Genomic DNA, 26,186 nt, shown 5'->3' with positions numbered 1-26,186 from the left:
GCCCTAAGGTCGTGGCCATGAACGACACTGACAACGGGGCCTCGATCCGCGTGCTGCTCGCCGAGGATCAGGGGATGGTCCGGGAGGCGCTGGCCGCGCTGCTCGGGCTGGAGGGGGACATCGACGTCGTCGCGCAGGTCGGCCGCGGGGACGAGGTGGTGGCGGCGGTGCTCGCGAACGACGTGCAGGTCGCGGTGCTGGACATCGAGATGCCGGGGATGACGGGCATCGAGGCGGCCGCCGAGCTGCACCGCCGGGCGCCGCGGACGAAGGTGGTCATCGCGACGACCTTCGGCCGGCCCGGCTACCTGCGCCGGGCGATGGAGTCGGGTGCGGACGCCTTCCTGGTGAAGGACGCGCCGGCCGCCGAGCTGGCGGAGGCGATCCGCCGGGTGCTGCGCGGCGAGCGGGTGATCGACCCGACGCTGGCCGCCGCCGCGCTGGCCGAGGGCGCCAACCCGTTGACCGCGCGCGAGCGGGACGTGCTGGACGCGGCGGCCGACGGCGCGGTGAACGCGGACATCGCCAGGCGGCTGCACCTGTCCGAGGGGACGGTGCGCAACTACCTGTCGATGGCGATCCAGAAGACCGAGTCCCGCAACCGCACCGAGGCGGTCCGGATCGCCCGTGAGAAGGGCTGGCTCTGACGGAGGTCAGTTGAGCCGGTGCCGGGCCGCCCTGGCCTCCTGCCGGACCTTGGCGGCGGTGTCCGGGTCGAAGGCGTCCAGGATCTGCGCGTAGGCGTCCATCTCCGCCGAGCCGCCGAGGAAGTCCCCGGTGCGGACGAGGAGTTCGGCCCGTTCCAGGCGCAGCTGGGCCGGGTGCCGGGGCAGCAGCAGGGCGAGTTCGGTGGCCCAGAGCTGGGTGCGGGCGTGCTCGGGGCGGTCGGCGGCCCAGAGCCGGATGTTGCCGAGCACCCGCAGCACGATCTCCAGCGGCTGGGCCGGGGTGAGCAGGGCGGGGGTGAACTCCTGCCCGGCGGCGGCGACCAACTGCTCGACGTCCTCCGGGTCGAGCAGCCGCCCGCCGTGGAACGGGTCGGCCAGGACGTAGTCCTCGCCGCCCGCCGGGCCGCCGACCGCGACGATGAAGTGGCCGGGCAGCGCGATGCCGTGGACGGTCAGCCCGGCCCGCCGTCCGACCGCCATCCACACCAGGGAGAGCATGATCGGCAGCCCGCGCCGCCGCCGCAGCACCTCGGGCAGCAGCGAGGACTCCAGCCGCCGGTAGTCCGACTGCCGCCCGTGGAAGCGCTCCCGCCCGCCGAGCACCGCGGCGAGCAGGGCGGCGGTCTCCTCCGGTCCGGTGGGCGCCCGCTCGGCGACCGCCGTCCGGACCTCCGCCGCGTGCCGCTCCAGCGCGGCCTCGCAGGCGGCGAGCAGCGCGTCCACGCCGGGCGGTTCGCCGGGGTCGCCGGGGTCGGGCACCATGCCGTGCTCGGCGGCGGCGAGCACGCACAGCAGCACCGGGTCGGGCTGCTCGGCGCGGGCGGCGGTCCGGAAGCGGTCTCTGCTCTGCTCGGTCACGGTGACGGCGACGGCTTTCGTACGGCGGACGGACAAGGCGACAGTCGGACAAGCGGGTGATCGGACGGACGGTACGGCCTGGCGGCTACCCCTGGGGGAGGAGCGCGTAGTGGTAAGTGTGACTGGTCGTGAAGCCGAGTCCGTCATAGAGCGCGATCGCCCCCGCGTTCTCCGCCTCGACCTGGAGGTAGGCGCCGCTCGCCCCCTCCTCGGCCGCGCGCGAGGCGAGCACCGCCATGACCGCCGTCGCCAGCCCGGCCCGCCGGGCGTACGGCTGGACCTCGATCGCGCCGAAGCAGGCCCAGGCCCCGTCGATGACGCAACGCCCGATCGCCAGCGGCGGCTGCCCGGGGGCGCCCGGCACGGTCGCGAACCAGACCGACGGCCCGCCGTTCAGCACCTTTCGGGCCGCCTCCTCCACCGCCGGGTCGTCGCCGACCCGCCGGTACACCGACAGCCACCCGTCGTCCGCCGTGCGGGCCAGCCGCACCCTCTCGTGCCCGGCGCCGCCCCGGGCCAGCCCGGCCAGCGGCGCGGTGCGGACCAGGGTGGGCGCGTACCCGGCCCCGAGCCGGTCGAGCTCGGCGACCAGCGTCGGAGGCGAGCCGGGGGAGAGCACCTCGACGTACGGGGGCAGCCCGCGCGCCGCGTACCAGTCGCGGACGGCAGCCAGCGCCTGAGGCAGCGGCAGACCCGGCTCCCCGAGGGCCTGGACGGAGTTGGCCCGCCGGGTGAACCCGGCCGAGGCGCGCAGCGTCCACTCCCCGAGCGACTCCTGTTCGACGGCCGGCCAGCCGCGCCCCGCGATCCGCTGCAGTTCGACCGGCCCGGTGACCGGCAAGGGGGCGCGCCGGGCCGGAAACGGCGGCACGACCTTGCCTGCGACCAGCAGCTTCTCCGGCAAGAACACCGGATCGCCGGTGCGCGGGACGACCGTCAGCCCATGATCGTCCCACGATGTGAGCACGCCGATCGAATCACGGAACACCGGACGGTCGTCCACGAACTCCGCAAGCCTGCGGACGGACACGCGTCGTCCCACGTCAGAGCGGTCTATCCGGACCTCCGGACGGTCGCCGACCGGGTTGACCGTCGCCATCTGGCCACCTCCTGTGCATTTGCGGTCTCCGACCCGCGATACTAGGGGCGGGCATCGACGACGCCGCGCTCACCGCGCACGGCAGCAGAACAGAACGGGCCACCAGGCCCTTCCGAGGAGGAACGACAGCGTGACCTACGTCATCGCGCAGCCTTGTGTCGACGTGAAGGACAAGGCGTGCATCGAAGAATGCCCGGTTGACTGCATCTACGAGGGCGAGCGATCGCTCTACATCCACCCGGATGAGTGTGTCGACTGTGGCGCTTGCGAGCCGGTCTGCCCGGTCGAGGCGATCTTCTACGAGGACGACACCCCGGAGGAGTGGAAGGACTACTACAAGGCGAACGTCGAGTTCTTCGACGACCTGGGCTCGCCCGGCGGCGCCTCCAAGCTCGGCCTGATCGAGCGTGACCACCCGTTCATCGCCGCTCTGCCGCCGCAGAACGCCGACCACTGACGATCGGTGGCACAACAGCTGTGAGCACCAACAGCACGCACGCGCCGTTCCCGGGCCACCCGGGGGCGGCGCGCCGCGTTTCGGACAAGCTGCCGGTCTTCCCCTGGGACAAGCTGGAGCCGTACAAGGCGACCGCGCTGGCCCACCCCGGCGGCCTCTGTGACTTCTCCGTCGGCACCCCGGTGGACCCGGTCCCCGAGGTGGTCCAGAAGGCGCTGGCCGCGCACACCGACACCCCCGGCTACCCGACCGTCTGGGGCCCGCTGGAGCTGCGCGAGGCGGTCGCCGGCTGGCTGCACCGCCGCGTGGGCGCGCGGATCGGCCCGCAGGCCGTGCTGCCGACCGTCGGCTCCAAGGAGCTGGTGGCCTGGCTGCCGACCCAGCTCGGCCTCGGCCCCGGCGACCAGGTCGCCTACCCGCGCCTGGCCTACCCGACCTACGAGGTGGGTGCCCGGCTGTGCGGCGCCGAGCCGGTCGAGTACGACTCGGTGGACGAGCTGGACGGTTCCCGGGTGCGCCTGCTCTGGGTGAACTCGCCGTCCAACCCGACCGGCCGGGTGCTGGGCGCGGACGAGCTGCGCCGCGCCGTCGAGTGGGCCCGGGAGCACCGGGCGCTGCTGGTCAGCGACGAGTGCTACCTGGAGCTGGGCTGGGAGGCCGACCCGGTGTCGGTCCTGCACCCGGACGTCTGCGGCGACGACCACGAGGGCCTGCTGGCCGTCCACTCGCTCTCCAAGCGCTCCAACCTGGCCGGCTACCGCGCCTCCTTCGTGGCGGGTGACCCGGTGGTGGTCGGGGAGCTGCTGGAGGTGCGCAAGCACGGCGGCATGATCGTGCCGGCGCCCGTCCAGGCGGCGACCGTCGCCGCGCTCGCGGACGACGCGCACGTGGCCGAGCAGCGCGAGCGGTACGCGGCCCGGCGCTCGGCGCTGCGGGCGGCGCTGGAGGCGTACGGCTTCCGGATCGAGCACTCCGAGGCCAGCCTCTACCTGTGGGCGACCCAGGACCGCCCGTGCTGGGAGACGGTGGCCGAACTGGCCGGGCTGGGCATCCTGGTGGCGCCCGGCGACTTCTACGGGCCGGCCGGCGACCGCTTCGTGCGGGTCGCGTTCACGGCGACCGACGAGCGGGTCGCGGCGGCCGTGGAGCGGCTGGGCGCGGCGCGCTGACCGCAGCCGGGGAGCGCACCCCGGGACCGTACGGCGAAGGGGGCCGGTGCCACGGACACCGGCCCCCTTCGGGGTCCTCCCCGGAGGAACGGGGTGCGGACCGGACTACAGCGGCAGGCTGCCGAGGCCGCCGCCGTTGAGGCTGCCCAGCAGGCCGCCGAGCGGGCCGAGCGCACCGGTCAGACCGGACAGCGGGCTGTTCTTGCCGAGGTCGGCACCGCCGAGGCGGTTGGCCGAGCCGTGCTCGGCCAGGCCCAGCACGTCGGTGGCGGGCAGCTCGGCCGGCAGGGCCCGCTCGACCGAACCGAGCGGCAGCGCGCGCTGCACCGCGCCCACCGGCAGCGCGTCGGCGACGGCGGTGCCGCCGGGGACGGCGCCGGTGAGCGTCTCGGCGCCGGGCACGGCCTGGGTGACCGAGCCGGCCTGGGGCAGGCCGCCGAGCGGGCCGGTGCCGGCGGTGGCGCCGCGGGTCTCCGCGCTCTTGCCGGTGACGGCCTCGCCGAGCTTGCCGGCCAGGGCCGAGGCGACCTTCGGGGTGACGGTGGAGAGCTGGCCGGCGGTCGCGGCGGTCTGGTCGACCGGCGCGGTCAGCGAGCCGGCCTTCTCGTTGGCCTCGGGCAGCTGCTGGGCGACGATGTTGCCGGCGGCGTCGGCGGAGGCCGGTACGCCCGCGGCGACGGTGGCCGCCCCGGTGGTGCCGGCGGCCTGGCCGAGCTGGTGGGTGGTGTGCTGGAGCGTCGAGCCGGCGTCGGAATTGGTCAGCTGGCCCAGCGGTGCCGCGAGGTCGCTCTTGGGCAGCAGGGCGTCCCCGCCCAGAGCGGACGCGGAGCCGGCCGCGAGCAGCGGGGTCGCTCCGGCGGCCACGACGAGCGCGGCCTGGGCGATCCGGCGCGTGAGGGGGTGAGACATGGGGCTCCTCGAAGGGGTCTGGGTCCGTCCCGTCCGCCCTGGGAGCCGGGCGTTGCCGACCGGGCGGACGACGTTGTTACCGCTTGAGAAGCCAGAAGGTTTCGGCCGGTGCAAGGAAGAGCCCTGGCCGACCATCGGATCGTACGACTGTGGCAGGGCCGCTTGCCGGGCCCGGTCGACGCCGCCGAACCGGCCCCGGACAAGGGGAGTGACGGTTCTTCACCCCGGTTCGCCGGAACGGGCGGTCGGTCCACCGGGGTTGACCGGAATCACTCGTCCGGCGGCAACCCGAACACCAGTGCGTCAGCTCTTCGTGGGCGGGGCCAGGGTGACCTGGACGAGCTTGGTCGAGGTGCCCGAGGTCTGGGTCTGCCAGCCGTCCTCGGACTTGGACTTGCGCCAGATCTTCCCGTCGTAGGCGACCGTCGCGATGCCCAGCTGCTGGGCCTGGGCGACCGCCCAGTGGGCGACCTCCCAGCCGCTCGCCCGCTCGGCGCTCACCCCGCCGTCCGCCCCCGCGTCCGGTCCCGAGGTCAGCGCGGTGGTGGCCGGGTCCGGGGTCAGCGCGAGGGCGTTCTCGGCGCCCTTGATGGTCGAGGTGTAGCCGGTCGCCGGGGTCACCGTGCGGCCGAACTCCCGGCGCACCCGGTCGGACAGCACCTGGGCCCGGTCCGGCGCCGTGGCCGGGGTCGCGGTGGCGCCCGGGGTGGTCCCCGCGGTGGGGGAGTCGGAGTCCGCCGGATCCGGCTTGGCGTAGTCGTGCACCACGCAGGAGAACGAGGCGGGCTCGCGGCCGGCCAGCGCCGAGGTGAGCAGGGTCGCCTTCGTCTCGTGCTTGGCGTAGGCCTGCGGGTAGCCGCTCTTCTGCACCGTCTGGGCGGCGTCGGTCAGCGGCATCCGGGTGTAGCCGGGGACCTTGACCAGCCCGTCCAGGAACTTGTTGGTCGCGTACACCGGGTCGCCGATCTGCGCCGGGGTGCCCCAGCCCATCGACGGCCGCTGCTGGAAGAGGCCGATCGAGTCCCGGTCGCCGCCCGCGAGGTTGCGCAGCTTGGACTCCTGCATCGCCGTCGCCAGCGAGATCGTGGTGGCCCGGTCCGGCAGCCCGCGCGAGCGCGCCACCGCGGCGATCGTCGCGGCGTTGGCGGCCTGCGGCAGCTCCAGCGTGCCGTTGCCGGCCGCGGTCTTCACCGTGCACTCCTCCGACACACCCGGCTTGAAGCCGAACCACCAGATCCCGACCACGGCCAGTCCGGCGACCAGGGCCAGGCCGAGCAGCCCGACGATCACCATCAGCAGGGCGCGCAGCGGCCCGCGGCGGCGAGTGGGCTCCTCTTCGTCGCCCAGCTGCTCGCTGCTCCTTCTCCTGGCCACCGTCGCCCCTCTCGCGCCTGCTCCTTGATCCGACACCGTACCCACTCGGACGGATGTACGGCGCCCCCCGGTTGCCGTCGCCCGCCCACTCGCCACCGAGTCCGAACCGCGTCACGCGGCGGCCGCACCGGGCGGACCGGGCCGGGCGGACCGGGCCGCGGACTAGGCTGACGCCCATGAGCAGCCCGAATCCGACGCCCCTGGACCTCACTCTCGACGGCGGGACGCTGACCGCCCGGCTCGTCGACTTCCCCTCGGTGAGCGGCGACGAGCAGGCGCTCGCCGACGCCGTGGAGGCCGCGCTGCGCGGCTACCCGCACCTCACCGTGGACCGCCACGGCAACAACGTGGTCGCCCGCACCGACCTGGGCCGCGCCGAGCGCGTCGTCCTGGCCGGCCACCTGGACACCGTGCCGATCGCCGACAACCTCCCCTCGTACGTCGAGGGCGACCTGCTCTACGGCTGCGGCACCTCGGACATGAAGTCCGGCGTGGCCGTCCAGCTGCGCCTCGCCGCCACGCTGCCCGAACCCAACCGGGACCTCACCTTCGTCTTCTACGACTGCGAGGAGGTGGAGGCCCACCGCAACGGCCTGGGCCACCTCGCCAAGGACCACCCGGAGTGGCTGGCGGGCGACTTCGCGGTGCTGATGGAGCCCAGCGGCGCCATGGTCGAGGGCGGCTGCCAGGGCACCCTGCGGGCGCAGGTGCGGCTCACCGGCGTGCGCGCCCACGCGGCCCGCAGCTGGCTCGGCGACAACGCCGTCCACCACGCCGCCGAGGTGCTCACCCGGCTCGAGCGGTACCAGCCGCGCCGGGTGGAGATCGACGGCCTGGAGTACCGCGAGGGCCTGAACGCGGTCCGGATCGACGGCGGCGTGGCTGGCAACGTGATCCCGGACGAGTGCGTCGTGACCGTCAACTTCCGCTACGCGCCGGACCGCAGCGAGGCCGACGCGGAGAAGCACGTGCGCGAGGTCTTCGACGGCTTCGAGCTGACCGTCACCGACTTCGCCCCGGGTGCCCTGCCCGGACTCTCCCAGCCGGCCGCCCAGGCCTTCCTGGCGGCCACCGGCGGCCAGGCCCGGGCCAAGTTCGGCTGGACCGACGTCGCCCGGTTCAGCGCGCTCGGCGTCCCCGCGGTCAACTACGGCCCCGGCGACCCGAACCTGGCGCACAAGCGCGAGGAGCACTGCTCGCTGAGCGCCATCGCCGAGGTCGAGGAGCGGCTGCGCGCCTGGCTGACCAGCTGAGCCGCGCGCCGCGCCGACCGTCGGGACGGCGGCCGAACGCCACCTTCCGGATGCCCAACCGACCTTCCCCCGTTGCCTGAAAACGGGGGAAGGCGGGCGTAGGGTTCCGTCATGACAGGCACAGGAGACGAGAAGCACTACGGTCACGGCCCCGAGCAGGTCGGGGTGCCGCGGAAGAAGAAGGCCTGGCCCGAGAAGCAGAAGGGCCCGGTGCTGGTGCGCCGGGACCAGGTCGGAACGAGCACCACGGACCAGCGCCTGCTGGACACCACCGGTCCCACCGACTGGCTGCACACCGACCCTTGGCGGGTGCTGCGGATCACCTCCGAGTTCGTCGAGGGCTTCGGCGCCCTCGCCGAACTCCCGCCCGCGATCAGCGTCTTCGGCTCCGCCCGGACCCCGGCCGACTCGCCCGAGTACCAGGCGGGCGTGGCCATCGGCCGGGCCCTCGCCGAGGCCGGCTACGCGGTGATCACCGGCGGCGGCCCGGGCGCGATGGAGGCCGCCAACCGCGGCGCCTCCGAGGCCGGCGGCCTCAGCGTCGGGCTCGGCATCGAGCTGCCCTTCGAGCAGGGCCTCAACGAGTTCGTCGACCTCGGACTGAACTTCCGCTACTTCTTCGTCCGCAAGACGATGTTCGTGAAGTACGCCCAGGGGTTCGTGGTCCTGCCCGGCGGCCTCGGCACGCTGGACGAGCTGTTCGAGGCGCTCACCCTGGTGCAGACGAAGAAGGTCACCCGCTTCCCGGTGATCCTCTACGGCAGCGCCTACTGGGGCGGCCTCTACGAGTGGCTGAAGAACACCCTGGTCGAGCAGGGCAAGGCGGCCCCGCACGACCTGGAGCTGTTCCACATCACCGACGAGATCGACGAGGTCATGAAGATCCTCGCGGACGCCCGCCGGCCCGCCGGCGAGATCTAGGAGCCCCGGACGGGTCCTCGGCGGGCCCGGGCCGAGGCGCTCACGCCAGCCCCCGGCGGGCGACCGCCGGGGGGCGGGTGCCCCGGATCGAGGCGACCATGTCCAGCACCTGGCGGGTCTCCGCGACCTGGTGCGCCCGGTAGACCCGCGCGCCCAGCCAGGCCGAGACCGCGGTGGTGGCCAGGGTGCCGAGCAGCCGCTCGTTCACCGGCCGATCCAGGGTCTCGCCGACGAAGTCCTTGTTGGAGAGCGAGACCAGCACCGGGAAGCCGGTCGCGGTCATCTCCGGCAGCCGCCGGGTGGCCTCCAGCGAGTGCCGGGTGTTCTTGCCGAAGTCGTGCCCCGGGTCGATGATCAGCGCGTCCCGCCGCACGCCCAGTTCCACCGCGCGTTCGGCCAGTCCCACCGTCACCCGCAGGATGTCCGCCATCACGTCCTCGTACCCGATCCGGTGCGGCCGGGTGCGGGGCTCGGCGCCGCCCGCGTGGGTGCAGACCAGCCCGACGTCGTACCGGGCGGCCACCTCGGCGAGCTCCGGATCCACCCCGCCCCAGGCGTCGTTCAGCAGGTCCGCGCCCACCTCGCAGACCGCCTCGCCGACCTCGTGCCGCCAGGTGTCCACGCTGATCACCGCCTCGGGGTGGCGCTTGCGCAGCTCGGCCACGAAGGGCACGGTGCGCCGCAGCTCCTCCTCGACCGTGACCTCGTCGCCCGGCCCGGCCTTCACCCCGCCGATGTCCAGGATCGCCGCGCCCTCGGCCATCGCCCGGTCCGCGGCGGCGAAGGCGGCCTCGTCGGCGAAGGTCGCACCCTTGTCGAAGAACGAGTCCGGCGTCCGGTTGACGATCGCCATGATCACCAGCTCGTCGTCACCGAATTCCCGCGGTCCCAGGCGCAGTGCCACCGATGTCTCCTCCACAGCTCCTGCGGGTGCGATGATGGCCCCCGGCCTCACTAAGGGACCATGCTGTCATGATCAGTGTGGTTACCTGCGCCACATAGCGGACCGGCCGGGAGTTCGGGAGGACAGCTCGTGTTCTGGGTGATCGTGGTCGCCATGGCCGTGGTGGTCGGCGGTGCCGCCCTGGTGGCGCTCGGCGGGGGAGGCTCGATGCCGGAGGCGGCACCGGACCGCATCTCCGCGCGGCTGCCGCAGGACCGCCCGCTGGGCAAGGCGGACGTGGACGAGCTGCGCCTGCCGATGGCCCTGCGCGGCTACCGGATGGACGAGGTGGACGACGTCCTGGACCGCCTCGGCGCCGAACTCGCCTACCGCGACGCGCGGATCGCCGAGCTGGAGGCCGCCGCCCACCTGCGCGGCGCGGTCGAGGCGGGCGGCGCCCCCGACCCGGCGGCCGAACCGCTGCCCGGCCTGGAGGAGTTCGCCAAGGTGGTCGAGCCGGCCGTGGCGCTCGCCAAGCGGCCGGCCGGGGAGCGGACCCCCGAGGACGCCGAGCCTGGGGCGGACAAGTGACGGACGACGGAGCGGTGCTCGGCGCGGACGGCCTGCGCCGCTGCGGCTGGGGCGACTCCACCGACGACTACCGGGTCTATCACGACACCGAGTGGGGCCGACCGGTGCACGGCGACGACGCGCTGTTCGAGCGGGTCTGCCTGGAGGCCTTCCAGTCCGGGCTGTCCTGGCTGACCATCCTGCGCCGCCGCGAGGGCTTCCGGGCCGCGTTCGCGGGTTTCGAGATCGCCAAGGTCGCCGAGTTCGGCGAGGCGGACAAGGAGCGCCTGCTCGCCGACACCGGCATCATCCGCAACCGGGCCAAGATCGAGGCGGCGGTCGCCAACGCGCGGGTCGCCCGCGACCTGGAGGGCGGACTGGACGCGCTGATCTGGCAGTTCGCCGGGGACCCGGACCGGCCGGCCCCCCGCACGACGGGCGAGGTGCCGGCCGTCACGCCGGAGTCGACGGCGCTGGCGAAGGCGCTGAAGAAGGCGGGCTTCCGCTTCGTCGGCCCGACCACCGCCTACGCCCTGATGCAGGCCTGTGGCCTGGTCGACGACCACCTGGCGGACTGCCACGTCCGCACCGCGGCCGTCCGCTGACGGGCCCGAGGGCCGGCCCCTCCGATCGGACGGGCCGGCCCGTGGCGGCCGATGTCCCTAGCGGCCCAGGTACTTCGGCTTCTCCTTGGCGATGAAGGCGCGCACCGCGATCCGGTGGTCCTCGCTCTCGCCCGCCATCGTCTGCAACTCGTCCTCCTTGTCGAGGAGTTCGTCCAGCGAGTGGGAGGCGCCGTACGCCAGCGACTCCTTGATGGCGCCGTAGGCGACGGTCGGCCCCTCGGCCAGCTCGTGGGCGAAGGCCCGTGCGGTGGCGGCGAGTTCGTCGGCCGGTACCACCCTGGTGGCCAGGCCCAGCTCCATCGCCTCGGCGGCCTTGACCGTCCGGGGGAGCATCAGCAGCTCGGTGGCCTTGGCGTGCCCGACCAGTCGCGGCAGCGTCCAGGAGGCGCCCGAGTCGGCGGTCAGCGCGATTCCGGCGAAGGCGGTGTTGAAGCCGGCCCGGTCGGACAGGACGCGGAAGTCGCAGGCGAAGGCGAGCGAGGCGCCGGCCCCCGCCGCCACCCCGCCGACCGCGGCGACGGTCGGCTTGCGCATCCCGGCCAGCGCCCGCACCAGCGGGTTGTAGTGCTCGGCGACGGTCCGCAGCGCGCCCTCGCCGGTCTCCTCGGCCCGCTTCAGCAGCGTCAGGTGCTCGTTGAGGTCCTGCCCGACGCAGAACGCCCGCTCGCCCGCCCCGGTCAGCAGCACGGCCCGCACCGCCGGGTCGGCGCCCGCGGCGGCCACGGCGTCGCGCAGCGCGATCTTGGTGGCGACGTCGAGCGCGTTCATCGCCTCCGGGCGGTTGATGGTGATGACGGCCAGGCCGCCGTCCAGCTCGTACAGCACGGAATCGGACATGGGTGAGGGCTCCCGGGGTCGTGGCGGTGTCAGTCGTGTGTGTCAGGATGCCGGAGCACGCGGGGGGCTGGGGAGTGTGAGGTATCGCACCTTCCCGCGGTGTCCGCACCGCCGCCACGCCGGGGCTTATGACGTGAATTGCGGTGGTTGGGGGCGGTCCGGCCGTGGTTGCACCGAGAGTGATGTTGGTCATCAGCCCGTGGCATGCGGGATAATGGCTTCCGATCAATGCGTTCGATACCGGCGGTGGACGGACTGCCGGTGCGTAGCTGAGCGGTTGCAGGAAGGGGAACGAGCATGGCGGCCATGAAGCCGCGGACGGGTGACGGCCCGCTCGAAGTCACCAAAGAGGGGCGGGGCATCATCATGCGCGTTCCGCTCGAAGGCGGCGGACGCCTTGTGGTGGAGCTCACGCCTGACGAGGCCGAGGCCCTCGGCGAGGCCCTGAAGAAGGCCTGCGGCTGACCGCAGCAGGTGCTCGCCATCTCCTGGAGATGTGCTGCCGGGCCCGGGTACGACGTCATGTCGGCCCGGGTCCGCGCGTTTTCCGGGCCCGGGCCGCGGGGCCTGCGGGCCCGCGGCGCCCCGAGGGGCGCCGGGCTCAGCGCTTGATCGCGCAGAGCAGCCCGTCCGACACCGGCAGCAGCGCCGGGAGCAGGTCCTCGCTCTCCCGCACGTCCCGGACCAGGTCCCGGACGGCGCCGGTCTGCGGGTCCTGGAGCTCCGGCTCGGCCAGCCGGCCCTCCTGGAAGACCCCCTCGAAGCAGACCATCCCGCCCGGCCGCAGCAGCCGCAGCGCCTCGCGCAGGTACTCGCAGGACTCCGCCGGGTCGCCGTCGCAGAACACCAGGTCGTACTGCCCGTCGGCGAGCCGGGGCAGCACCTCCAGCGCCCGGCCCGGTATGAACCGGGAGCGGTTGGCCGCGAACCCGGCCGCCTGGTACGCCTCACGGGCCAGCTGCTGGCGCACCGGCTCCGAGTCGACCGTGGTGAGCACGCCGTCCGGCCGCATCCCGCGCAGCAGGTAGACCCCGGACACCCCGGTGCCGGTGCCGATCTCGGCCACCGCCTTGGCGTCCAGCGCGGCCGCCAGCAGCCGCAGGCAGGCCCCGCCGCTCGGTCCGATCGCCCGTATCCCGGTCCGCGCGGACTGCGCCCGGGCGTAGGTCAGCACGGCGTCCTCGCCCACGTAGGTGTCGGCGAGGGCCGCGCGCGCGGGCCCGAACTCGCTGATGGCTGCCTCTTTCGGAGCCCCGGGCGGCGGCCCGGTGCCGAGGGATGTCGATATTTCCTGGCACAGATTACTGGCCGACCGGGAACCGCGTACGGCGGCGGGCCGTTGTCATGTCGGACCGGGTGCGCAAGACCTCCCGGGCACTTTTATCCGGGCTTGACGGGTGAGGTGGATATGGTGGTGGCCCTGCTGGGCAGAAGAGCCGACCGAGGAGGTGTGGCCGAGGGCGACGTCCCTGTGCGGCGGCACTTCCGCGGCACCGCGTCGGCCCGTACGCCGAAGCCCGTGATGAACCAGCCTGCGCACTCCGACCTGGACCAGCCCGTGGCCGCGACGCCGGCCGCCGGTGCCACCGAGGCCCCCGCTCTCGCGACCTTCTCCGAGGGTCCCGACGCGCAGACCTGGACTCCGCCCACGTGGGAGGAGATCGTCGAGGCGCACAGCGCCCGGGTCTACCGGCTGGCCTACCGTCTGACGGGCAACCAGCACGACGCCGAGGACCTCACCCAGGAGGTCTTCGTCCGGGTGTTCCGTTCGCTGTCCACCTACACCCCCGGCACGTTCGAGGGCTGGCTGCACCGGATCACCACCAACCTCTTCCTGGACATGGTCCGCCGCCGCCAGCGCATCCGCTTCGACGCGCTCGGCGAGGACGCGGCCGAGCGGCTCGCCTCCCGCGAGCCCAGCCCGGCCCAGCACTTCAGCGACACCCACTTCGACGCCGACGTGCAGCACGCCCTGGACACGCTCGCGCCGGAGTTCCGCGCCGCCGTGGTGCTCTGCGACATCGAGGGCCTGTCCTACGAGGAGATCGCCGCCACGCTGGGCGTCAAGCTCGGCACCGTCCGCAGCCGCATCCACCGCGGCCGCTCGCACCTGCGCGCCGCGCTCAAGCACCGCGCCCCCGGCTCGGCCCCCGGCCGTGAGCGCCGCGGCGGCTCGGAGGAGCCGGTGCCGGTGGCCGTCGGGGTGGGGGCGGTCGAGGCCGCGGTCGCGCCCGGTGGGCGCGGACGGAGGCGATCGTGAGCGGAACCAGCCGGTCCGGTTCGGACCGGTCGGACGCATCCGACCGGCCTCCGAACCGACGGGGCTGGGCGCTGCCGGGCCGTCGCGGAGGCGACGAACCCGGTGAGCCCGTGCTGCCCGGGGTGGCACTGCCCGCGGACACGGCGCTGCACGCGCTCCCCGTCCGTCCCGCCGCACCCGCCGCCGAGGAGCACCACCTCGGCGAGCGCCTCTCCGCCTTCCTGGACGGCGAACTCGGCCACGACTCGCGCGACCGCGTCCAGGCCCATCTGGCGACCTGCCCCCAGTGCCTCGCGGAGGCCGACGAGGGCCGCGCCGTCAAGCACATGCTGGCCCGCTCCGGCCCGCCCGGCCCGTCCTCCGCGCTGATGGCCCGCCTGATGGCCGTCGGCAACCTCCCCGAGGACGCCCCGGCGGACGGCGACTGGCGCTCCGGCCGGCGCGGGCGCCGCGAGGACGACGACGACCTGCCCGGTGGCGGGGTCGCGGCCACCGGCACGCTCGGCGGCAGCCGGCTCGACGGCGGCTCCTTCGGCCGCGGCGCCGGGGCCTCCTTCGGCGCGGGCGCGCTCGGCGCCGACTCCCCGCTGCCCGGGGTCGACCCGCGGGCCTTCGGCCGCGGCACGGTGCTGCGGCCGCTGATGGGCCGGCGCTCTGCCCGCCCCGAGGCCGCCGCCGCCCCGGCCCGTCCGCAGCCCGCCGCGCCCGCCGCCGTCCGGTCCCCCGCGCGGGGCCGACGGCTGGTGTTCGCCGCCGCGGGAGCCTTCTCCGTCGCCGCGGTGACGCTCGGCGGCGTCGGCGGGCTCAGCACGCAGGGCGAGGAGCGCCACGGAACCACCGTCAGCCCGCCCGGCAGCGGCCGCGGCGGCCTCGTCCCGACGACCGCGCAGGTCCCGGTGGACTTCGCCGGCCGCCCGGTCGCCGCGACCCGCGACGCGACCCCGCCGGGCTCCCCGGAGCGCTACCCCGGGGGCTTCGCCGCACTGCGCCAGCAGATCCGCTAGAACGGCCCCGAAGGACACCGGCGCTCCGGCCCGGACGCCTCGGCCACCGGCAGGTCTTTACCACGGCTTCATCACAGCGTGGGCCAAGGACTCGCCGGTGGCCATTACCCTGTAGGAACCGTCGTCCGACGAGTTAGGGAGCAAAGGTGTTCAGCGACGTCAGTGGGCTGGAGGTCCTGACCCTGGTCGTGATGGCGATCATCATCTTCGGCCCGGACAAGCTCCCCAAGCTGATCCAGGACACCATGGGCTTCATCCGGAAGATCCGGTCCTTCGCCGACAACGCGAAGGAGGACATCCGCAGTGAGCTGGGCCCCGAGTTCAAGGACTTCGAGTTCGAGGACCTGAACCCCAAGACCTTCGTGCGCAAGCAGCTCATGGGCGACCAGGACGATCCGCTGGGCCTGAAGGACATGAAGGACACCCTGGACATCCGGTCCGTCCTGGACGACAAGCCCGCGGCGCCGGTCAACGGCCGCAGCGGCAGCGTCAGCTTCGAGAAGTCCGCCTCGGCGCCCGCCTCCACCGGAGCCCCGCTGGCGCCCGGCGAGCGGCCCCCGTTCGACCCCGACGCCACCTGACCGGTACGCGTCCGGCGCCCCGGCGCCGCGCCACCGCCCCGCCCGGCCACCCGGCTGAGCGGGGCGGTGGCGTGTGCGCCGCTATTGTGCTGATTGTTCCGCTGAGCCGTCCGTCACACCGCGCCCCGTCGCGGTCCGGGAACGGCCCCGCGGAACGCCGCGGTACGCCACCATGGGAGCGCGCCACGGCAGGCAAACGTGTGTTTGAGGAGGCCCGGGGATGGACGCGACGAGTCAGGCGGGAGGGGCGACGGCCACGGCCGGCGGCCCGGTGGTCGGCGGACAGGCCGGCCCGGCGGACCCGCTGGTGCCCTACCTGTCCGCCGACTTCCCCTGGTACGGGCTGGACGAGGGCTGGACCGGCCGCCGTTTCCTGGTGCAGGCCGGCGCCGGCCCCCGCGCCGCGGGCAGCGTCGACTACGGCTCGCTCGGCCACGGCGAGGAGCCGGCCAGGCAGTACGAGCCGCGCGACGTACGGAAGTTCGCCGTCGTGGTCACGGTGGCCCGCCGGGACAGCCGCCGCAGCGCCGACAACACGGGCACCCTGGAAGCGACCTCCGCCGCCTCCGCCGCCTGGCTGGCCGGCTCCGGCCTGCTCGCCGCGACCTGGCCCGGGCAGCTGGACCGGGCGCTGCGCCAGGACTGGCTGGACCAGCAGAGCAGCCTCGCCTGGGACCTCGCCGACGACCTGGCCGGCCCCGGCTGGTCCACCCTCAGCCTGCCGGTCAACGGCCTGCCGCAGCCCTTCCGCTACCGCGAGTCCGAGTACGGCTGGGTGCTGGCCGGCGAGGCCCCCGGCGTCATGCTGGGCGCCTACGGCCGGGGCGTCAGCGCCTACGGCATCGGCTTCTCCACCGTCCCGGACCTGACGGCCTACACCCGCCCGTAGGGCCCTCGGCGGTACAACGGCCGTACGACGGAGGGCCGGGTGGTGCCGCCCACCCGGCCCTCCGTCAGTCACGGCCTCAGAACTTGTTCTTGGGCGTCAGGCCCAGCGACATCCCGGACAGTCCGCGCTGGCGGCCGCCGAGCTTGCCGGCCACCGCGCGCAGGGCGGCGCCGGCCGGGGAGTCGGGCGCGGCGAGCACGACCGGGCGGCCGTCGTCGCCGCCCTCGCGCAGCCGCACGTCGATCGGGATCGAGCCGAGCACCGGGACGGTCGCGCCGACGGTGCGGGTGAGCGCGTCCGCGACGGTCTGGCCGCCGCCGGTGCCGAAGACGTCGATCATCTCGTCGCAGTGCGGGCACGGCATGCCGGACATGTTCTCGATCACGCCGACGATCTTCTGGTGGGTCTGCACCGCGATGGTGCCGGCCCGCTCGGCCACCTCGGCGGCGGCCATCTGCGGGGTGGTGACGATCAGGATCTCCGCGTTGGGGACCAGCTGGGCCACCGAGATCGCGATGTCGCCGGTGCCGGGCGGCAGGTCCAGCAGCAGCACGTCCAGGTCGCCCCAGTACACGTCGGCGAGGAACTGCTGGAGTGCGCGGTGCAGCATCGGGCCGCGCCAGACCACCGGGGCGTTGCCCGGGGTGAACATGCCGATCGAGATGACCTTCACGCCGTTCGCCTGCGGCGGCATGATCATGTCCTGGACCTGGGTCGGCCGGCCGTCGACGCCCAGCATGCGCGGCACGCTGTGGCCGTAGATGTCGGCGTCCACCACGGCGACCTTCAGGCCGTCGGCGGCCATCGCGGCCGCCAGGTTGACGGTCACCGAGGACTTGCCGACGCCGCCCTTGCCGGAGGCGACGGCGTAGACCCGGGTCAGGGTGCCAGGCTTGGCGAACGGGATCTCCCGCTCGGGGGCGCCGCCGCGCAGCAGCTGGGACAGCTCCTTGCGCTGCTCGTCGCTCATCACGTCGAGCTCGACCTCGACGCCGGTCACGCCGGGCACCTTCCCGACCGCCTCGCGCACCCGGGTGACGATGGTGTCGCGCATCGGGCAGCCGGAGACCGTCAGGTAGACCGCGACGCGCACCGCGCCGTCCTCGGCGATCCCGACCGATTTCACCATGCCGATCTCGGTGATCGGGCGGTTGATCTCCGGGTCGTTGACGGTCGCCAGCGCCTGGCGTACGGACTCCTCCGTGACGCCGGCCGCGACCTCTGTCTCGTTGGCCATGCCTTGATGGTACGGCGCCCGGCGAAGTCGTTGACCCGTCGGTAGCGTGCCGAGGGTCACAGCGGTTCGGGGGCCTCCCGGCGCTCGTCGATCTCCTTGAGCAGGGACTGGAGTTCGGACCGGATGAAGTCCCGGGTGGCGACCTCGCCGAGCCCGTGCCGCAGGGCCGCGACCTCGCGGGTCAGGTACTCGGTGTCGGCGATGTTGCGGTCGCTGCGTGCCCGGTCCTGCTCCATGTTGACCCGGTCCCGGTTGTCCTGGCGGTTCTGCGCCAGCAGGATCAGCGGGGCCGCGTACGAAGCCTGCAGGGACAGCGCCAGGGTCAGGAAGATGAACGGGTACTCGTCGAAGCGCACGCTCGTCGGCAGGAGGGTGTTCCACGCTATCCAGACGACGACCACCACCGTCATCCAGACGATGAACCGCCCGGTGCCGAGGAAGCGGGCGATCCGCTCGGACAGGACGCCGAACGCCTCCGGATCGTAGGAGGGCAGCGTGATCAGGCCGGGGCGCGCGGTGCGCGGCTGGTCGAGCCGGGCGCGGCCGGTGCCGGTGATCGGCGCGGTGTCGGCGCGCCGGTCCCGGCCGCCCTCGCGGGTGCGCAGCTCGCGCAGCTGCCGCAGCCGGCGCAGTTCGCCCTGGAGGCGCCGGCGCGCGGAGTCGTCCGTCCGGCCGTTGCGGTCACCGTCCACCGGTCATCCCTTCCCTGTCGTCCTGGTGGGTGTCGTCGCCGGGGTGCGCCGCGGCGTCGCGCCAGTCCTCCGGCAGCAGGTGGTCGAGCACGTCGTCGACGGTCACCGCCCCGAGCAGGTGGTCGGCCTCGTCCACGACCGGCGCGGCGACCAGGTTGTAGGTCGCCAGGTAGCTGGTGATCAGCGACAGCGGGGTGTCCGGCGGCAGCGGGTCCAGGTCGTCGTCCAGCAGCGAGCCGACCAGGACGTACGGGGGCTCGCGCAGCAGCCGCTGGAAGTGCACGGTGCCCAGGTAGCGGCCGGTCGGGGTCTCGTTCGGCGGACGGCAGACGAAGACCTGCGCGGCCAGGGCGGGCTTGTGGTCGCTGACCCGGACCCTCGCCAGCGCCTCGGCGACCGTGTCGTCCGGCTCCAGCACGATCGGCTCGGTGGTCATCAGACCACCGGCGGTGTCCTCCTCGTACGTCAGCAGGCGGCGCACCGGCGCGGCCTCGTCCGGCTCCATCAGCTGGAGCAGCCGCTCGGCCTCCTCACCGGGCAGCTCGGAGAGCAGGTCGGCGGCGTCGTCCGGGTCCATCGCCTCCAGGACGTCGGCGGCGCGCTCCTCCTGGAGCTTGCCGATGATCTCGACCTGGTCGTCCTCGGGCAGCTCCTCCAGGACGTCGGCCAGCCGCTCGTCGTCGAGGGCGGCGGCCACCTCGGCGCGGCGCTTGGCGGACAGGTGGTGCAGCACGCTGGCGAGGTCGGCGGGGCGCAGCTGCTCGAAGGTGGCGAGCAGGTTGGCCGCGCCCTGGTCCTGCTCGGGCAGCGAGAAGCCGGTGACGTCCTGCCAGTCCAGGGTGAGCCGCTCGCCCTTGCCCTTGCGCAGCCGGCCGGCCCGGCCGACCTGCACGAAGACCTTGCTGATCTCCCACTCGCGCAGCCGGGTCTGCACCATGCCGACGTCCAGCACGGTGACGTCCTCGCCGGTCTTGGACCAGGTGACGGTGCGGTCCAGCAGCTCGGCGAGTACCAGGGTCTCGGACGGGCGCTGCTCGAAGCGGCGCAGGTTGATCACACCGGTGGTGAGCACCTGGCCGGACTCCAGGCTGGTCACCCGGGTCATCGGCAGGAAGATCCGGCGCCGGCCGACCACCTCGACCACCAGGCCGAGCACGCGCGGCGGGCGGCCGCCGAGCCGCAGCGACACGACCACGTCCCGGACCCGGCCGACCTGGTCGCCGTTCGGGTCGAAGACCGCGATGGCGGACAGATGGGAGATGAAGACCCGGGTGCCTGGCCCTGCCATGGACTCCCTCGACTCGCTCGACGCCGTACCGGGGGCGCCGGGGGCGCACCCGCGGCCAAGGCTACCCGCGTGTTCCGGGCCCGGCCGGGAGGCACGGTAGCCGTCGGACGAGTCCTGGGCGTGAAGCTTTAACGGCGCTTGAACAGCAGTTTGGGCAGGCCGGCCGGGATCGGGCGGCGGGTGGTGGCCGGAGTGGGCAGCGGCTGCGCGACGTGTGAGCCGTCCGGCATCGTCCCGGGACGCTCGGTGAGTGGGCCGACCGGCTCCAGCCGCAGCACCCGGCACTCGCGGGCCCAGCGGGCGGCGATGGCGTCGGTGTCGGGCGCGTTCAGCCGCTTGCCCTTGAGCTCCTCGACGGCGCCCAGCCAGGCCTCGCTGTCCGGGGCCGGCTCGACGACCCGGGCGCTCCAGCCGGTCAGCCGGCCGCCCTTGTCCTTGCTGCGGACGGTCACCACGGCACCGGCGCCGGGCTCCAGGCCGTGCAGCGGCTGCTCGCCGCCCCCGCCGACCACCACGACCGCGCCGTCGTGCCAGGCGTGCCACAGCGGCCGGGCGTGCTCCTGCCCCTCCGCGCGCACCCAGAGCAGGCCCGACTTCTTCGCGGCCTCCTCCAGCAGGGCCTGGTCGAGGAAGTCGTCGGCGGTCGCGGCGGCGGGCGTACGGTCCATGGCGGACAGCGTACGGCCAGTGAGCCCGTCCCGTGGCGCGGCCGGGAGGCCCCGGACGTCTCAGCCCCCGGGCGACAGTTCCATTGCGCCGCCACGGGCCTTACCGTATGACGGCCCCACCCCCGCGACCAGCAAGGAGCGCCGTGCCCGCCGCCCGGCCCGCGACCGCCGCCGCCACCACTCCGACCGCCGCCCCCGCGACCGCCGACCCGGGCCCGGCACACCCGCTCCCCACCCTCGACCTGCTGCTGCTCGCCGTCTCGATCGGCGGCATCTCGCTGTCCGGCCCGCTGATCAGCGCCACCGCCGCGCCCGCGCTGGCGATCGCCCTGTGGCGCAACGTCATGTCAGTCGGCGTCCTCGGCCCGTACGCGCTGCTGCGCCACCGCGCCGAGCTGCGCGGGATCGGCCGGCGGGCGCTGCTGCTCGCGGTGGCCGCCGGGGCGCTGCTCGCCGTGCACTTCGCGCTCTGGATGCCCAGCCTGCGGATGACCTCGGTGGCCTCGGCCACCGCCCTGGTCACCACCACCCCGCTGTGGACCATCCTGCTGATGCGGCTGATGGGCGTCCGGGCGCCGCGGCTGGTCTGGCTCGGCACCGTCGTCGCCTTCGCCGGGGTGCTGGTGCTGACCGGTGTGGACCTCTCGCTCTCCCCGCGCGCGCTGCTGGGCGACGCGCTCGCGCTCGCCGCCGGCCTGGCCTCGGCCGGGTACATGCTGCTGGGCGCCGAGGTCCGCAGGACCGTCAGCACCACCGCGTACACCCTGGTCTGCTACGCCACCACGGCGGCGGTGCTGCTGGGGATCTGCCTGGTCGCCGGGACGCCGCTGGCCGGGTGGCCGGCCGGGGCCTGGTGGCAGATCGTGCTGCTGATGGTCACCGCCCAGCTGCTCGGCCACTCGCTGAGCAACCGCGTGGTGCGCAACCTCGGACCGTCGATCACCTCCACCGCGATCCTGCTGGAGACCCCGGGCGCGGCGCTGATCGCCGCCCTCTGGCTGGGCCAGTGGCCCCCGGCGGCTGCCTACCCGGCGGTGGTGCTGATCCTGCTCGGCCTCGTCCTGGTCGCTCGCGGCGGGCGCAGGTAGCCGTCAGAGCCAGCCGTTGCGGCGGAAGCCCCGGTACATCCCGAAGCAGATCAGCACGATCGCGCCGAGCACCGTCGGATAGCCGTACTTGTGGTGCAGCTCGGGCATGTACTCGAAGTTCATGCCGTAGACGCCGGTGATCATGGTGGGCACCGCGAAGATCGCCGCCCAGGCGGTGATCTTGCGCATGTCCTCGTTCTGCGCCACCGAGACCTGCGCCAGGTTCGCCTGCAGCAGCGAGTTCAGCAGCTCGTCGAAGCCGTGCACCTGCTCGGCGACCCGCGCCAGGTGGTCGGCGACGTCCCGGAAGTACTTCTGGATGTCCGGGTCCACCAGCCGCTGGAGCGGCTCCGACAACTGCTGCATCGGGCGCAGCAGCGGCACCACCGCGCGCTTGAACTCCAGTACCTCGCGCTTGAGTTGGTAGACCCGGCCGACGTCGGCGCTGCGCCCGCCCTTGGCCGAGAAGACGCCGTACTCGATCTCGTCCACGTCGTTCTGGAGCCGCTCGGCGACCAGCAGGTAGTTGTCCACGACGTGGTCGGCGATCGCGTGCAGCACCGCCGACGGGCCCTTTGCGAGCAGCCCCGCCTCGTCCGCGTCCGCCTCCAGCCGGTGGCGCAGCTCCTGCAGCGAGCCGTGGCCGCCGTGCCGGACGGTGATCACGAAGTCCCGGCCGGCGAAGACCATCAGCTCGCCCGTCTCCACCACCTCGCTGGTGGGCGTGAGCTGGTCGTGCTCCACGTAGCGGATGGTCTTGAAGACGGCGAACAACACGTCGTCGTAGCGCTCGACCTTCGGCCGCTGGTGCGCGTGCACCGCGTCCTCGACCGCGAGCGGGTGCAGGCCGAAGCGCTGGGCGATCCCCGCGAACTCGGCCTCGGTCGGCTCGTGCAGGCCGATCCAGCTGAACGAGCCCTCGCCCTCGGGGAGCAGGTGGGCGGCCCTGACCCGGTGGGCGGCCTCGCGCGGGCTGCACGTCTCGCCCCTGCGCTTGCCGTGCTGGTAGACCGCGCAGTCCACGACCGCCGAGGCGGCGTCCTCGGGCAGGACGCCGTAGACGCCGGCCGCGCCGCGGCGGCGGTTGGTGCGGACGGCGGCGCGCAGGCTGTTGATCATCGACATGACAGGCTCCCAGAGGCAGGAACCGTCGCGCGGCGGCGCGGAAGGAGAAACGTTCGGCCGCGGTACGACGGCGGAGAACACCGGTGAAACGGGGGATGAGAGTGCTCTCCCGGCCGGTCCGTCCGTCGTGGGGCCCGAGCCCGGGGCTACCGCGGCTGATTCAGCCGATTGGGCCTGCGGGGCGAGGGGTACGGGGAAGTCGGGGCCGGGCAGAGCTGCCGGTACTGCATGGTCGGCCGGTATCCACCGCAACCACCTCCTTCGCGCCGCCGCCCCGAGACGAAACGATCCCGGTGGCCAGTCGCTCACCCTAACATCTGACCGGGCGTCGCAGCCGAGGGGTTCCCGGAGGTTTCCCAAGGCTTTACGGGACCCTGGCGCGGCCCCGACCGGGCGGGCCTCCATGCCGCCCACGGGCCCCTGCGGCCCGCCCCCGCGCGGTCCGTGAACCCCCGGGGGTTACGCTCACCGGCATGGCGCACGACTTCCCGCTCTTCGGCGACCCCCACGGCGGCAACTCCCCGGAGCTCTCCCGGGAGGCGGTGCTGGCCGCCGTCGAGGCCCGGCTGATCTCCACCTTCGGCGAGCCGGGCGGCCGCGCCGCCGTCACCTTCCTCGGCGCCGACCGGATCGAGGTGCTGCGCTTCGGGCCGGACGCCGCGGGCCTGGTGCGGTACGCGACGCTCGGCATGTCCGCCGCGCCGATGGCCGACCCGACCGCGCCGGTCGCCGACCAACTGCGCGGCCCGCGCGCCGAACTGGTGCTGACCGTCCGCGGCGGGCAGGACAGCGTGCTGCGCACCCTGGCCACCTTCGCCGCCACCCCGCAGGTCGAGGGCCTGGTGGTGGCCCCGGGCGGCTCGCTGGACCTCGGGTCCCCGCTCTGGGACGGCGCGCCCTTCACCTCGGTGCTCGCGGCCGAACCGGGCGGCCTGGTCGAGGACCTGGAACTCGCCGAGCCGGCCGACCCGGTGCGCTTCCTGCCGCTGCTGCCGATGACGCCCAACGAGGCGGGCTGGAAGCGGGTGCACGGCGCGGCCGCGCTCCAGGAGCGCTGGCTCGACCAGGGCACCGACCTGCGCGACCCGCAGCGGCGCGGCGTCCGGCTGGACTGACCGTCCGGCTGACGCCCGGTCAGACGGGGCGTGCGCGCCGGTCCGTGCGCCCGCTACGCGCTTCGAAACGCCGGAACGCGGGACCAGGGGACTCATGCTCCCCTGGTCCCGCGTTCGTCGCGCGAGGCCCGCGTCGGCTCAGCGTCCGATCGGCTCCGCGCCGGTGGCCTGCGCCAGCAGCGCCTCGTACACCTGCGGGTCGGTGGTGTGCTCGCCGAGCCGGACGGTCTTGCGGGAGCCGTGGTAGTCGCTGGAGCCGGTGACCAGCAGGCCCAGCTCGCCGGCCAGGCCGCGCAGCCTCACCCTGGTCTCCTCGTCGTGGTCGGTGTGGTCGACCTCCAGCCCGGCCAGCCCGGCCGCCGCGAGGTCGGCGATCACCTGGTCGGAGACCGTCCGGCCGCGCTTGACCGCGCCCGGGTGGGCGAACACCGGCACCCCGCCGGCGCCCCGGACCAGCCGGACCGCCGCGACCGGGTCGGTCTCGTGCTTGCGGACGTCCGCCCGCCCGCCGTTGGCCAGCCAGTCGGCGGTGAAGGCGTCCGAGACGGTTGCCACCACGCCCGCCTCGACCAGCGCGCTCGCGATGTGCGGCCGTCCGACCGAGCCGGACCCGGCGATCCGCTCCACCTGCTCCCAGCTGATGTCCGCGCCGAGTTCCCGGCAGCGCTCCACGATCGCCCGGCCGCGCCGGAACCGGTCGGTGCGCACCAGGTCCCGCTCGCGCGCGAACTCCGGCTCCGCGGGGTCGAACAGGTACGCCAGCAGGTGCATGCTGATGCCGTCCACGACGCAGGACAGCTCGGCGCCCGGGACGACGGTCAGCCGGGTGCCCTCGGGCAGCGCGCGCACCGCCCCGGCGGCCTCGGCGTGGCCGGCCACGGTGTCGTGGTCGGTCAGCGCCACCACGTCGAGGTCCGCGGCGACGGCCGCCGCGACCAGCTCGGCCGGGCTGTCGGTGCCGTCGGAGGCGTTGCTGTGGGCGTGCAGGTCGATGCGCACGGATCGGACTCCCGGGGGCTCGTGGGTGCCGCCCAGGATAGGCCAGCGGACGGTGCCGTCCCACGGGTCCGGACGGACCCGGCCCGCGGGACGGCCGTCAGCCGAGCAGTCGGGGCGTGAGCGCCCCGCAGGGCAGCAGGTCCAGTTCGGCGCCGGCCTCGCGCAGGTCGGTGAGCACCAGTTCGTCGTACATGACCAGCGCGGACTGCTCGGGCCAGGCGACCGCCCACAGCCAGAGCCCGCGGGCCTCGCCGACGAACACCGCGCGGTCGGCCGGGGCGTCCGGGACGTGGAACATCGGGGTGGGCCGCCCGGCGGCCATCAGTTTGGCGTCGGCGGGCTTGTAGAGGCCGACGGAGTCGCCCGGGTCCGGCCCCGGTAGGCCCGCGTAGCGGGCGCCGAGGCCGACCCCCAGCTCCTCGGCGACCAGGACCAGCTCGCCGAAGCCGCCGAGCGGGGCGGGCCCGGAGCAGGCGACGGCGGTGGCCCGGGCGCCCGAGACATCGTCGCCGACGTGGGCGATGCCGGTGTAGAGCCAGCCGACCGGGAGCGGCCAGGGCAGCCAGACCGGGACCTGGGAGCGGGCGACGGCGACGCCGAGGGCCTCCACACTCGGGGGCAGCACCGGCTGCATCGGGTGCACCGCTCCGTGCCGGTCGCACTGCCAGGTGTCTGAGAACAGACCGGGGGCGCGGACCCGACCGGCGCACCTCGGGCAGCTTGGCTCGCCCCTCATAGCCGTCAACGCTCCTCCCTCCGGACCGCCGCGTCAAGGACGATCACCCGTACGGAGGGCTCGGCGGCACCTGTCGGTGGCGGACGCCCGGACCGGCGCCGGGTGGGCGGTCGCGTGCGGTTCCCGTTGGGGGATGTCCCGTACCGGGCGGCGGCAAACGTCCGGGGCTCCGGCCCCGGACACACTGACGCCCCGTCATCGGCGAATGCGGTGACGGGGCGTCAGTCGGGTATCGGGACGTCCGGATCGGACGCTCCCGGCTCGTCGGCGGCTGCTGGGGGCTCCGCGGAGCGGGCGCCGCGCTCGGTCAGACGGTCGGGCACGGGCGGATGAGCAGGCGCTCGCCGGTGCGGGCGGCGGCGTCGACGACCTCGCGCACGGTGGCGGCGTCGGCGATCAGGCGGTCGGCGGCGGAGCCGTTGACGTCGTCGAGTCGGACGATCTCGAAGCGCATGGTCTTCGTCATGGGCGTCTCCATTCCTGGCCCCGCGGGGCGGGGCGGTCGCGGCTGAGTGGGTGTCAGCTCTTTCGGGGTCGTTCGGGTCCGGCGGTGCGGCCGGACCGGGCGGTTCGTCGCCGCGCGTGCGGCGGTCTGCTGCGGCAAGGGCCCCCCTTGCTTGCCTGGTGCGTCCAGTGCCTCGTGAACCACGGTGAGGTGGCGGTGCTACCGGGGCGTTGCCCGCCCGTGAAGTCCGGGTTTCGGGTGCTCCGCGCCGAAGTGGAGGCCGGCGATGATTCCCGGACAGAATCAAAGATTACCGTAACTAACGAATTTTGTCCTCTGTTGAAGCCGATCGAAGTTGCGGAAGTGGTACAGACCACTATTGGCGGGGTGGCGGAACCGGCCCCGGCCGGCACGCGTCCGCGCGGGCGGCGTCAG

Annotated in this window: 29 protein-coding genes; 14 read left to right on the top strand and 15 right to left on the bottom strand. The window is 74.1% G+C overall.

Features of this window, described 5'->3' with window-relative positions:
- Positions 1-17: 17 nt before the first annotated feature.
- Positions 18-647 (top strand): response regulator, encoded by a 630-nt coding sequence (locus tag ACWDBE_RS08500; protein WP_449790077.1) that lies wholly within the window; start codon positions 18-20, stop codon positions 645-647.
- 6 nt (positions 648-653) lie between these two features.
- Here ACWDBE_RS08500 and ACWDBE_RS08495 read toward each other — a convergent pair whose 3' ends face one another.
- Positions 654-1,526 (bottom strand): transglutaminase family protein, encoded by an 873-nt coding sequence (locus tag ACWDBE_RS08495; protein ID WP_449790101.1) that lies wholly within the window; start codon positions 1,524-1,526, stop codon positions 654-656.
- Positions 1,527-1,611: 85 nt separating this feature from the next.
- Entirely contained in the window at positions 1,612-2,625 is a 1,014-nt protein-coding gene (locus tag ACWDBE_RS08490; protein ID WP_449790076.1) for a GNAT family N-acetyltransferase, read from the bottom strand.
- Positions 2,626-2,755: 130 nt separating this feature from the next.
- Here ACWDBE_RS08490 and fdxA point away from each other — a divergent pair, with 130 nt between their 5' ends.
- Both fdxA and dapC read left to right on the top strand, forming a co-directional pair.
- Positions 2,756-3,082, top strand: coding sequence for a ferredoxin (fdxA, locus tag ACWDBE_RS08485; protein ID WP_030061559.1), 327 nt, complete (start codon positions 2,756-2,758; stop codon positions 3,080-3,082).
- 20 nt (positions 3,083-3,102) lie between these two features.
- Entirely contained in the window at positions 3,103-4,251 is a 1,149-nt protein-coding gene (dapC, locus tag ACWDBE_RS08480; protein ID WP_449790075.1) for a succinyldiaminopimelate transaminase, read from the top strand.
- 105 nt (positions 4,252-4,356) lie between these two features.
- Here dapC and ACWDBE_RS08475 read toward each other — a convergent pair whose 3' ends face one another.
- Both ACWDBE_RS08475 and ACWDBE_RS08470 read right to left on the bottom strand, forming a co-directional pair.
- Complete coding sequence (locus ACWDBE_RS08475) at positions 4,357-5,160, bottom strand: hypothetical protein (protein WP_449790074.1); 804 nt, start codon at positions 5,158-5,160, stop codon at positions 4,357-4,359.
- A gap of 303 nt (positions 5,161-5,463) precedes the next feature.
- Positions 5,464-6,453 carry a hypothetical protein gene (locus ACWDBE_RS08470; RefSeq protein ID WP_449790100.1) on the bottom strand — a complete coding sequence of 330 codons (990 nt, stop codon included), beginning with the start codon at positions 6,451-6,453 and terminating at the stop codon, positions 5,464-5,466.
- Positions 6,454-6,710: 257 nt separating this feature from the next.
- On the opposite strand from ACWDBE_RS08470, the gene dapE reads away from it, so the two are divergent.
- Together dapE and ACWDBE_RS08460 are read left to right on the top strand one after the other, a co-directional pair.
- A complete protein-coding gene (gene dapE, locus ACWDBE_RS08465; protein WP_449790073.1) occupies positions 6,711-7,787 on the top strand; it encodes a succinyl-diaminopimelate desuccinylase in 1,077 nt (358 codons plus the stop codon).
- Positions 7,788-7,898: 111 nt separating this feature from the next.
- The gene (locus ACWDBE_RS08460) at positions 7,899-8,708 is read left to right on the top strand and encodes an LOG family protein (RefSeq protein ID WP_402401571.1); all 810 of its coding nucleotides are present in this window, start codon (positions 7,899-7,901) and stop codon (positions 8,706-8,708) included.
- A 40-nt stretch (positions 8,709-8,748) separates the two neighbouring features.
- Here ACWDBE_RS08460 and folP read toward each other — a convergent pair whose 3' ends face one another.
- Complete coding sequence (gene folP, locus ACWDBE_RS08455) at positions 8,749-9,561, bottom strand: dihydropteroate synthase (RefSeq protein WP_449790099.1); 813 nt, start codon at positions 9,559-9,561, stop codon at positions 8,749-8,751.
- A 180-nt stretch (positions 9,562-9,741) separates the two neighbouring features.
- On the opposite strand from folP, the gene ACWDBE_RS08450 reads away from it, so the two are divergent.
- Entirely contained in the window at positions 9,742-10,182 is a 441-nt protein-coding gene (locus ACWDBE_RS08450; protein ID WP_449790072.1) for a DivIVA domain-containing protein, read from the top strand.
- A complete protein-coding gene (locus ACWDBE_RS08445; protein ID WP_449807540.1) occupies positions 10,179-10,766 on the top strand; it encodes a DNA-3-methyladenine glycosylase I in 588 nt (195 codons plus the stop codon). Before ACWDBE_RS08450 ends, ACWDBE_RS08445 begins: the two co-directional genes overlap by 4 nt.
- A gap of 57 nt (positions 10,767-10,823) precedes the next feature.
- Here ACWDBE_RS08445 and ACWDBE_RS08440 read toward each other — a convergent pair whose 3' ends face one another.
- Complete coding sequence (locus ACWDBE_RS08440; RefSeq protein ID WP_449790070.1) at positions 10,824-11,624, bottom strand: enoyl-CoA hydratase-related protein; 801 nt, start codon at positions 11,622-11,624, stop codon at positions 10,824-10,826.
- A 297-nt stretch (positions 11,625-11,921) separates the two neighbouring features.
- On the opposite strand from ACWDBE_RS08440, the gene ACWDBE_RS08435 reads away from it, so the two are divergent.
- Complete coding sequence (locus ACWDBE_RS08435) at positions 11,922-12,089, top strand: DUF3117 domain-containing protein (protein WP_380552276.1); 168 nt, start codon at positions 11,922-11,924, stop codon at positions 12,087-12,089.
- Positions 12,090-12,225: 136 nt separating this feature from the next.
- Here the strand turns inward: ACWDBE_RS08435 and ACWDBE_RS08430 are convergent, their stop codons facing one another.
- Complete coding sequence (locus ACWDBE_RS08430) at positions 12,226-12,858, bottom strand: O-methyltransferase (protein WP_449790098.1); 633 nt, start codon at positions 12,856-12,858, stop codon at positions 12,226-12,228.
- A gap of 288 nt (positions 12,859-13,146) precedes the next feature.
- Between ACWDBE_RS08430 and sigE the strand changes: the two genes are divergently transcribed.
- The 4 genes from sigE to ACWDBE_RS08410 all read left to right on the top strand — a co-directional run bounded on the left by sigE (position 13,147) and on the right by ACWDBE_RS08410 (position 16,358).
- Positions 13,147-13,884 (top strand): RNA polymerase sigma factor SigE, encoded by a 738-nt coding sequence (gene sigE, locus ACWDBE_RS08425; RefSeq protein ID WP_449790097.1) that lies wholly within the window; start codon positions 13,147-13,149, stop codon positions 13,882-13,884.
- A gap of 122 nt (positions 13,885-14,006) precedes the next feature.
- Positions 14,007-14,888 (top strand): zf-HC2 domain-containing protein, encoded by an 882-nt coding sequence (locus tag ACWDBE_RS08420; RefSeq protein WP_449790069.1) that lies wholly within the window; start codon positions 14,007-14,009, stop codon positions 14,886-14,888.
- A 146-nt stretch (positions 14,889-15,034) separates the two neighbouring features.
- Positions 15,035-15,469, top strand: a complete 435-nt coding sequence (locus tag ACWDBE_RS08415) for a sec-independent translocase (protein WP_449790068.1) — start codon at positions 15,035-15,037, stop codon at positions 15,467-15,469.
- 220 nt (positions 15,470-15,689) lie between these two features.
- Entirely contained in the window at positions 15,690-16,358 is a 669-nt protein-coding gene (locus ACWDBE_RS08410; protein ID WP_449790067.1) for a hypothetical protein, read from the top strand.
- Positions 16,359-16,434: 76 nt separating this feature from the next.
- Here the strand turns inward: ACWDBE_RS08410 and ACWDBE_RS08405 are convergent, their stop codons facing one another.
- The 4 genes from ACWDBE_RS08405 to ACWDBE_RS08390 all read right to left on the bottom strand — a co-directional run bounded on the left by ACWDBE_RS08405 (position 16,435) and on the right by ACWDBE_RS08390 (position 20,243).
- A complete protein-coding gene (locus ACWDBE_RS08405) occupies positions 16,435-17,595 on the bottom strand; it encodes an Mrp/NBP35 family ATP-binding protein (RefSeq protein ID WP_449790066.1) in 1,161 nt (386 codons plus the stop codon).
- Between the two features lie 56 nt (positions 17,596-17,651).
- Positions 17,652-18,200 (bottom strand): DUF1003 domain-containing protein, encoded by a 549-nt coding sequence (locus ACWDBE_RS08400; protein WP_449790096.1) that lies wholly within the window; start codon positions 18,198-18,200, stop codon positions 17,652-17,654.
- A gap of 76 nt (positions 18,201-18,276) precedes the next feature.
- Entirely contained in the window at positions 18,277-19,575 is a 1,299-nt protein-coding gene (locus tag ACWDBE_RS08395) for a magnesium transporter MgtE N-terminal domain-containing protein (protein ID WP_449790065.1), read from the bottom strand.
- A gap of 128 nt (positions 19,576-19,703) precedes the next feature.
- Positions 19,704-20,243 carry a hypothetical protein gene (locus tag ACWDBE_RS08390; RefSeq protein WP_449807539.1) on the bottom strand — a complete coding sequence of 180 codons (540 nt, stop codon included), beginning with the start codon at positions 20,241-20,243 and terminating at the stop codon, positions 19,704-19,706.
- Between the two features lie 107 nt (positions 20,244-20,350).
- On the opposite strand from ACWDBE_RS08390, the gene ACWDBE_RS08385 reads away from it, so the two are divergent.
- Positions 20,351-21,331: a DMT family transporter gene (locus tag ACWDBE_RS08385; RefSeq protein WP_449807538.1), complete on the top strand. Its 981-nt coding sequence runs from the start codon at positions 20,351-20,353 to the stop codon at positions 21,329-21,331.
- A 3-nt stretch (positions 21,332-21,334) separates the two neighbouring features.
- Here ACWDBE_RS08385 and corA read toward each other — a convergent pair whose 3' ends face one another.
- Positions 21,335-22,456: a magnesium/cobalt transporter CorA gene (gene corA / locus ACWDBE_RS08380; protein WP_392873509.1), complete on the bottom strand. Its 1,122-nt coding sequence runs from the start codon at positions 22,454-22,456 to the stop codon at positions 21,335-21,337.
- Positions 22,457-22,929: 473 nt separating this feature from the next.
- Between corA and ACWDBE_RS08375 the strand changes: the two genes are divergently transcribed.
- Positions 22,930-23,571: a suppressor of fused domain protein gene (locus ACWDBE_RS08375; RefSeq protein ID WP_449790062.1), complete on the top strand. Its 642-nt coding sequence runs from the start codon at positions 22,930-22,932 to the stop codon at positions 23,569-23,571.
- 138 nt (positions 23,572-23,709) lie between these two features.
- On the opposite strand, the gene ACWDBE_RS08370 is transcribed toward ACWDBE_RS08375, so the two are convergent.
- The 3 genes from ACWDBE_RS08370 to ACWDBE_RS08360 form a co-directional block, all read right to left on the bottom strand.
- Positions 23,710-24,570: a PHP domain-containing protein gene (locus tag ACWDBE_RS08370; RefSeq protein WP_449790061.1), complete on the bottom strand. Its 861-nt coding sequence runs from the start codon at positions 24,568-24,570 to the stop codon at positions 23,710-23,712.
- Between the two features lie 97 nt (positions 24,571-24,667).
- A complete protein-coding gene (locus ACWDBE_RS08365; RefSeq protein ID WP_392873500.1) occupies positions 24,668-25,306 on the bottom strand; it encodes a DUF6758 family protein in 639 nt (212 codons plus the stop codon).
- A gap of 307 nt (positions 25,307-25,613) precedes the next feature.
- The gene (locus ACWDBE_RS08360; RefSeq protein ID WP_402401893.1) at positions 25,614-25,772 is read right to left on the bottom strand and encodes a hypothetical protein; all 159 of its coding nucleotides are present in this window, start codon (positions 25,770-25,772) and stop codon (positions 25,614-25,616) included.
- Between the last annotated feature and the right edge of the window lie 414 nt (positions 25,773-26,186).

This window comes from Kitasatospora sp. NPDC001132, from assembly GCF_053598415.1.
This window is presented reverse-complemented; position numbering and strand designations above follow the sequence as displayed.

What these genes read in the sequence shown, in the direction of transcription:
- ACWDBE_RS08475 (WP_449790074.1), bottom strand. Translation starts at nt 5,160, where the DNA reads ATGTCTCACCCCCTCACGCGCCGGATCGCCCAGGCCGCGCTCGTCGTG.
- ACWDBE_RS08460 (WP_402401571.1), top strand. Translation starts at nt 7,899, where the DNA reads ATGACAGGCACAGGAGACGAGAAGCACTACGGTCACGGCCCCGAGCAG.
- ACWDBE_RS08385 (WP_449807538.1), top strand. Translation starts at nt 20,351, where the DNA reads ATGACGGCCCCACCCCCGCGACCAGCAAGGAGCGCCGTGCCCGCCGCC.
- ACWDBE_RS08395 (WP_449790065.1), bottom strand. Translation starts at nt 19,575, where the DNA reads ATGGCAGGGCCAGGCACCCGGGTCTTCATCTCCCATCTGTCCGCCATC.
- ACWDBE_RS08365 (WP_392873500.1), bottom strand. Translation starts at nt 25,306, where the DNA reads ATGAGGGGCGAGCCAAGCTGCCCGAGGTGCGCCGGTCGGGTCCGCGCC.
- folP (WP_449790099.1), bottom strand. Translation starts at nt 9,561, where the DNA reads ATGGCGATCGTCAACCGGACGCCGGACTCGTTCTTCGACAAGGGTGCG.
- ACWDBE_RS08360 (WP_402401893.1), bottom strand. Translation starts at nt 25,772, where the DNA reads ATGACGAAGACCATGCGCTTCGAGATCGTCCGACTCGACGACGTCAAC.
- sigE (WP_449790097.1), top strand. Translation starts at nt 13,147, where the DNA reads ATGAACCAGCCTGCGCACTCCGACCTGGACCAGCCCGTGGCCGCGACG.
- ACWDBE_RS08440 (WP_449790070.1), bottom strand. Translation starts at nt 11,624, where the DNA reads ATGTCCGATTCCGTGCTGTACGAGCTGGACGGCGGCCTGGCCGTCATC.
- ACWDBE_RS08405 (WP_449790066.1), bottom strand. Translation starts at nt 17,595, where the DNA reads ATGGCCAACGAGACAGAGGTCGCGGCCGGCGTCACGGAGGAGTCCGTA.
- corA (WP_392873509.1), bottom strand. Translation starts at nt 22,456, where the DNA reads ATGTCGATGATCAACAGCCTGCGCGCCGCCGTCCGCACCAACCGCCGC.
- ACWDBE_RS08470 (WP_449790100.1), bottom strand. Translation starts at nt 6,453, where the DNA reads ATGGTGATCGTCGGGCTGCTCGGCCTGGCCCTGGTCGCCGGACTGGCC.
- ACWDBE_RS08435 (WP_380552276.1), top strand. Translation starts at nt 11,922, where the DNA reads ATGGCGGCCATGAAGCCGCGGACGGGTGACGGCCCGCTCGAAGTCACC.
- ACWDBE_RS08410 (WP_449790067.1), top strand. Translation starts at nt 15,690, where the DNA reads ATGGACGCGACGAGTCAGGCGGGAGGGGCGACGGCCACGGCCGGCGGC.
- ACWDBE_RS08490 (WP_449790076.1), bottom strand. Translation starts at nt 2,625, where the DNA reads ATGGCGACGGTCAACCCGGTCGGCGACCGTCCGGAGGTCCGGATAGAC.
- ACWDBE_RS08375 (WP_449790062.1), top strand. Translation starts at nt 22,930, where the DNA reads ATGGCGCACGACTTCCCGCTCTTCGGCGACCCCCACGGCGGCAACTCC.
- ACWDBE_RS08500 (WP_449790077.1), top strand. Translation starts at nt 18, where the DNA reads ATGAACGACACTGACAACGGGGCCTCGATCCGCGTGCTGCTCGCCGAG.
- ACWDBE_RS08390 (WP_449807539.1), bottom strand. Translation starts at nt 20,243, where the DNA reads ATGGACCGTACGCCCGCCGCCGCGACCGCCGACGACTTCCTCGACCAG.
- dapE (WP_449790073.1), top strand. Translation starts at nt 6,711, where the DNA reads ATGAGCAGCCCGAATCCGACGCCCCTGGACCTCACTCTCGACGGCGGG.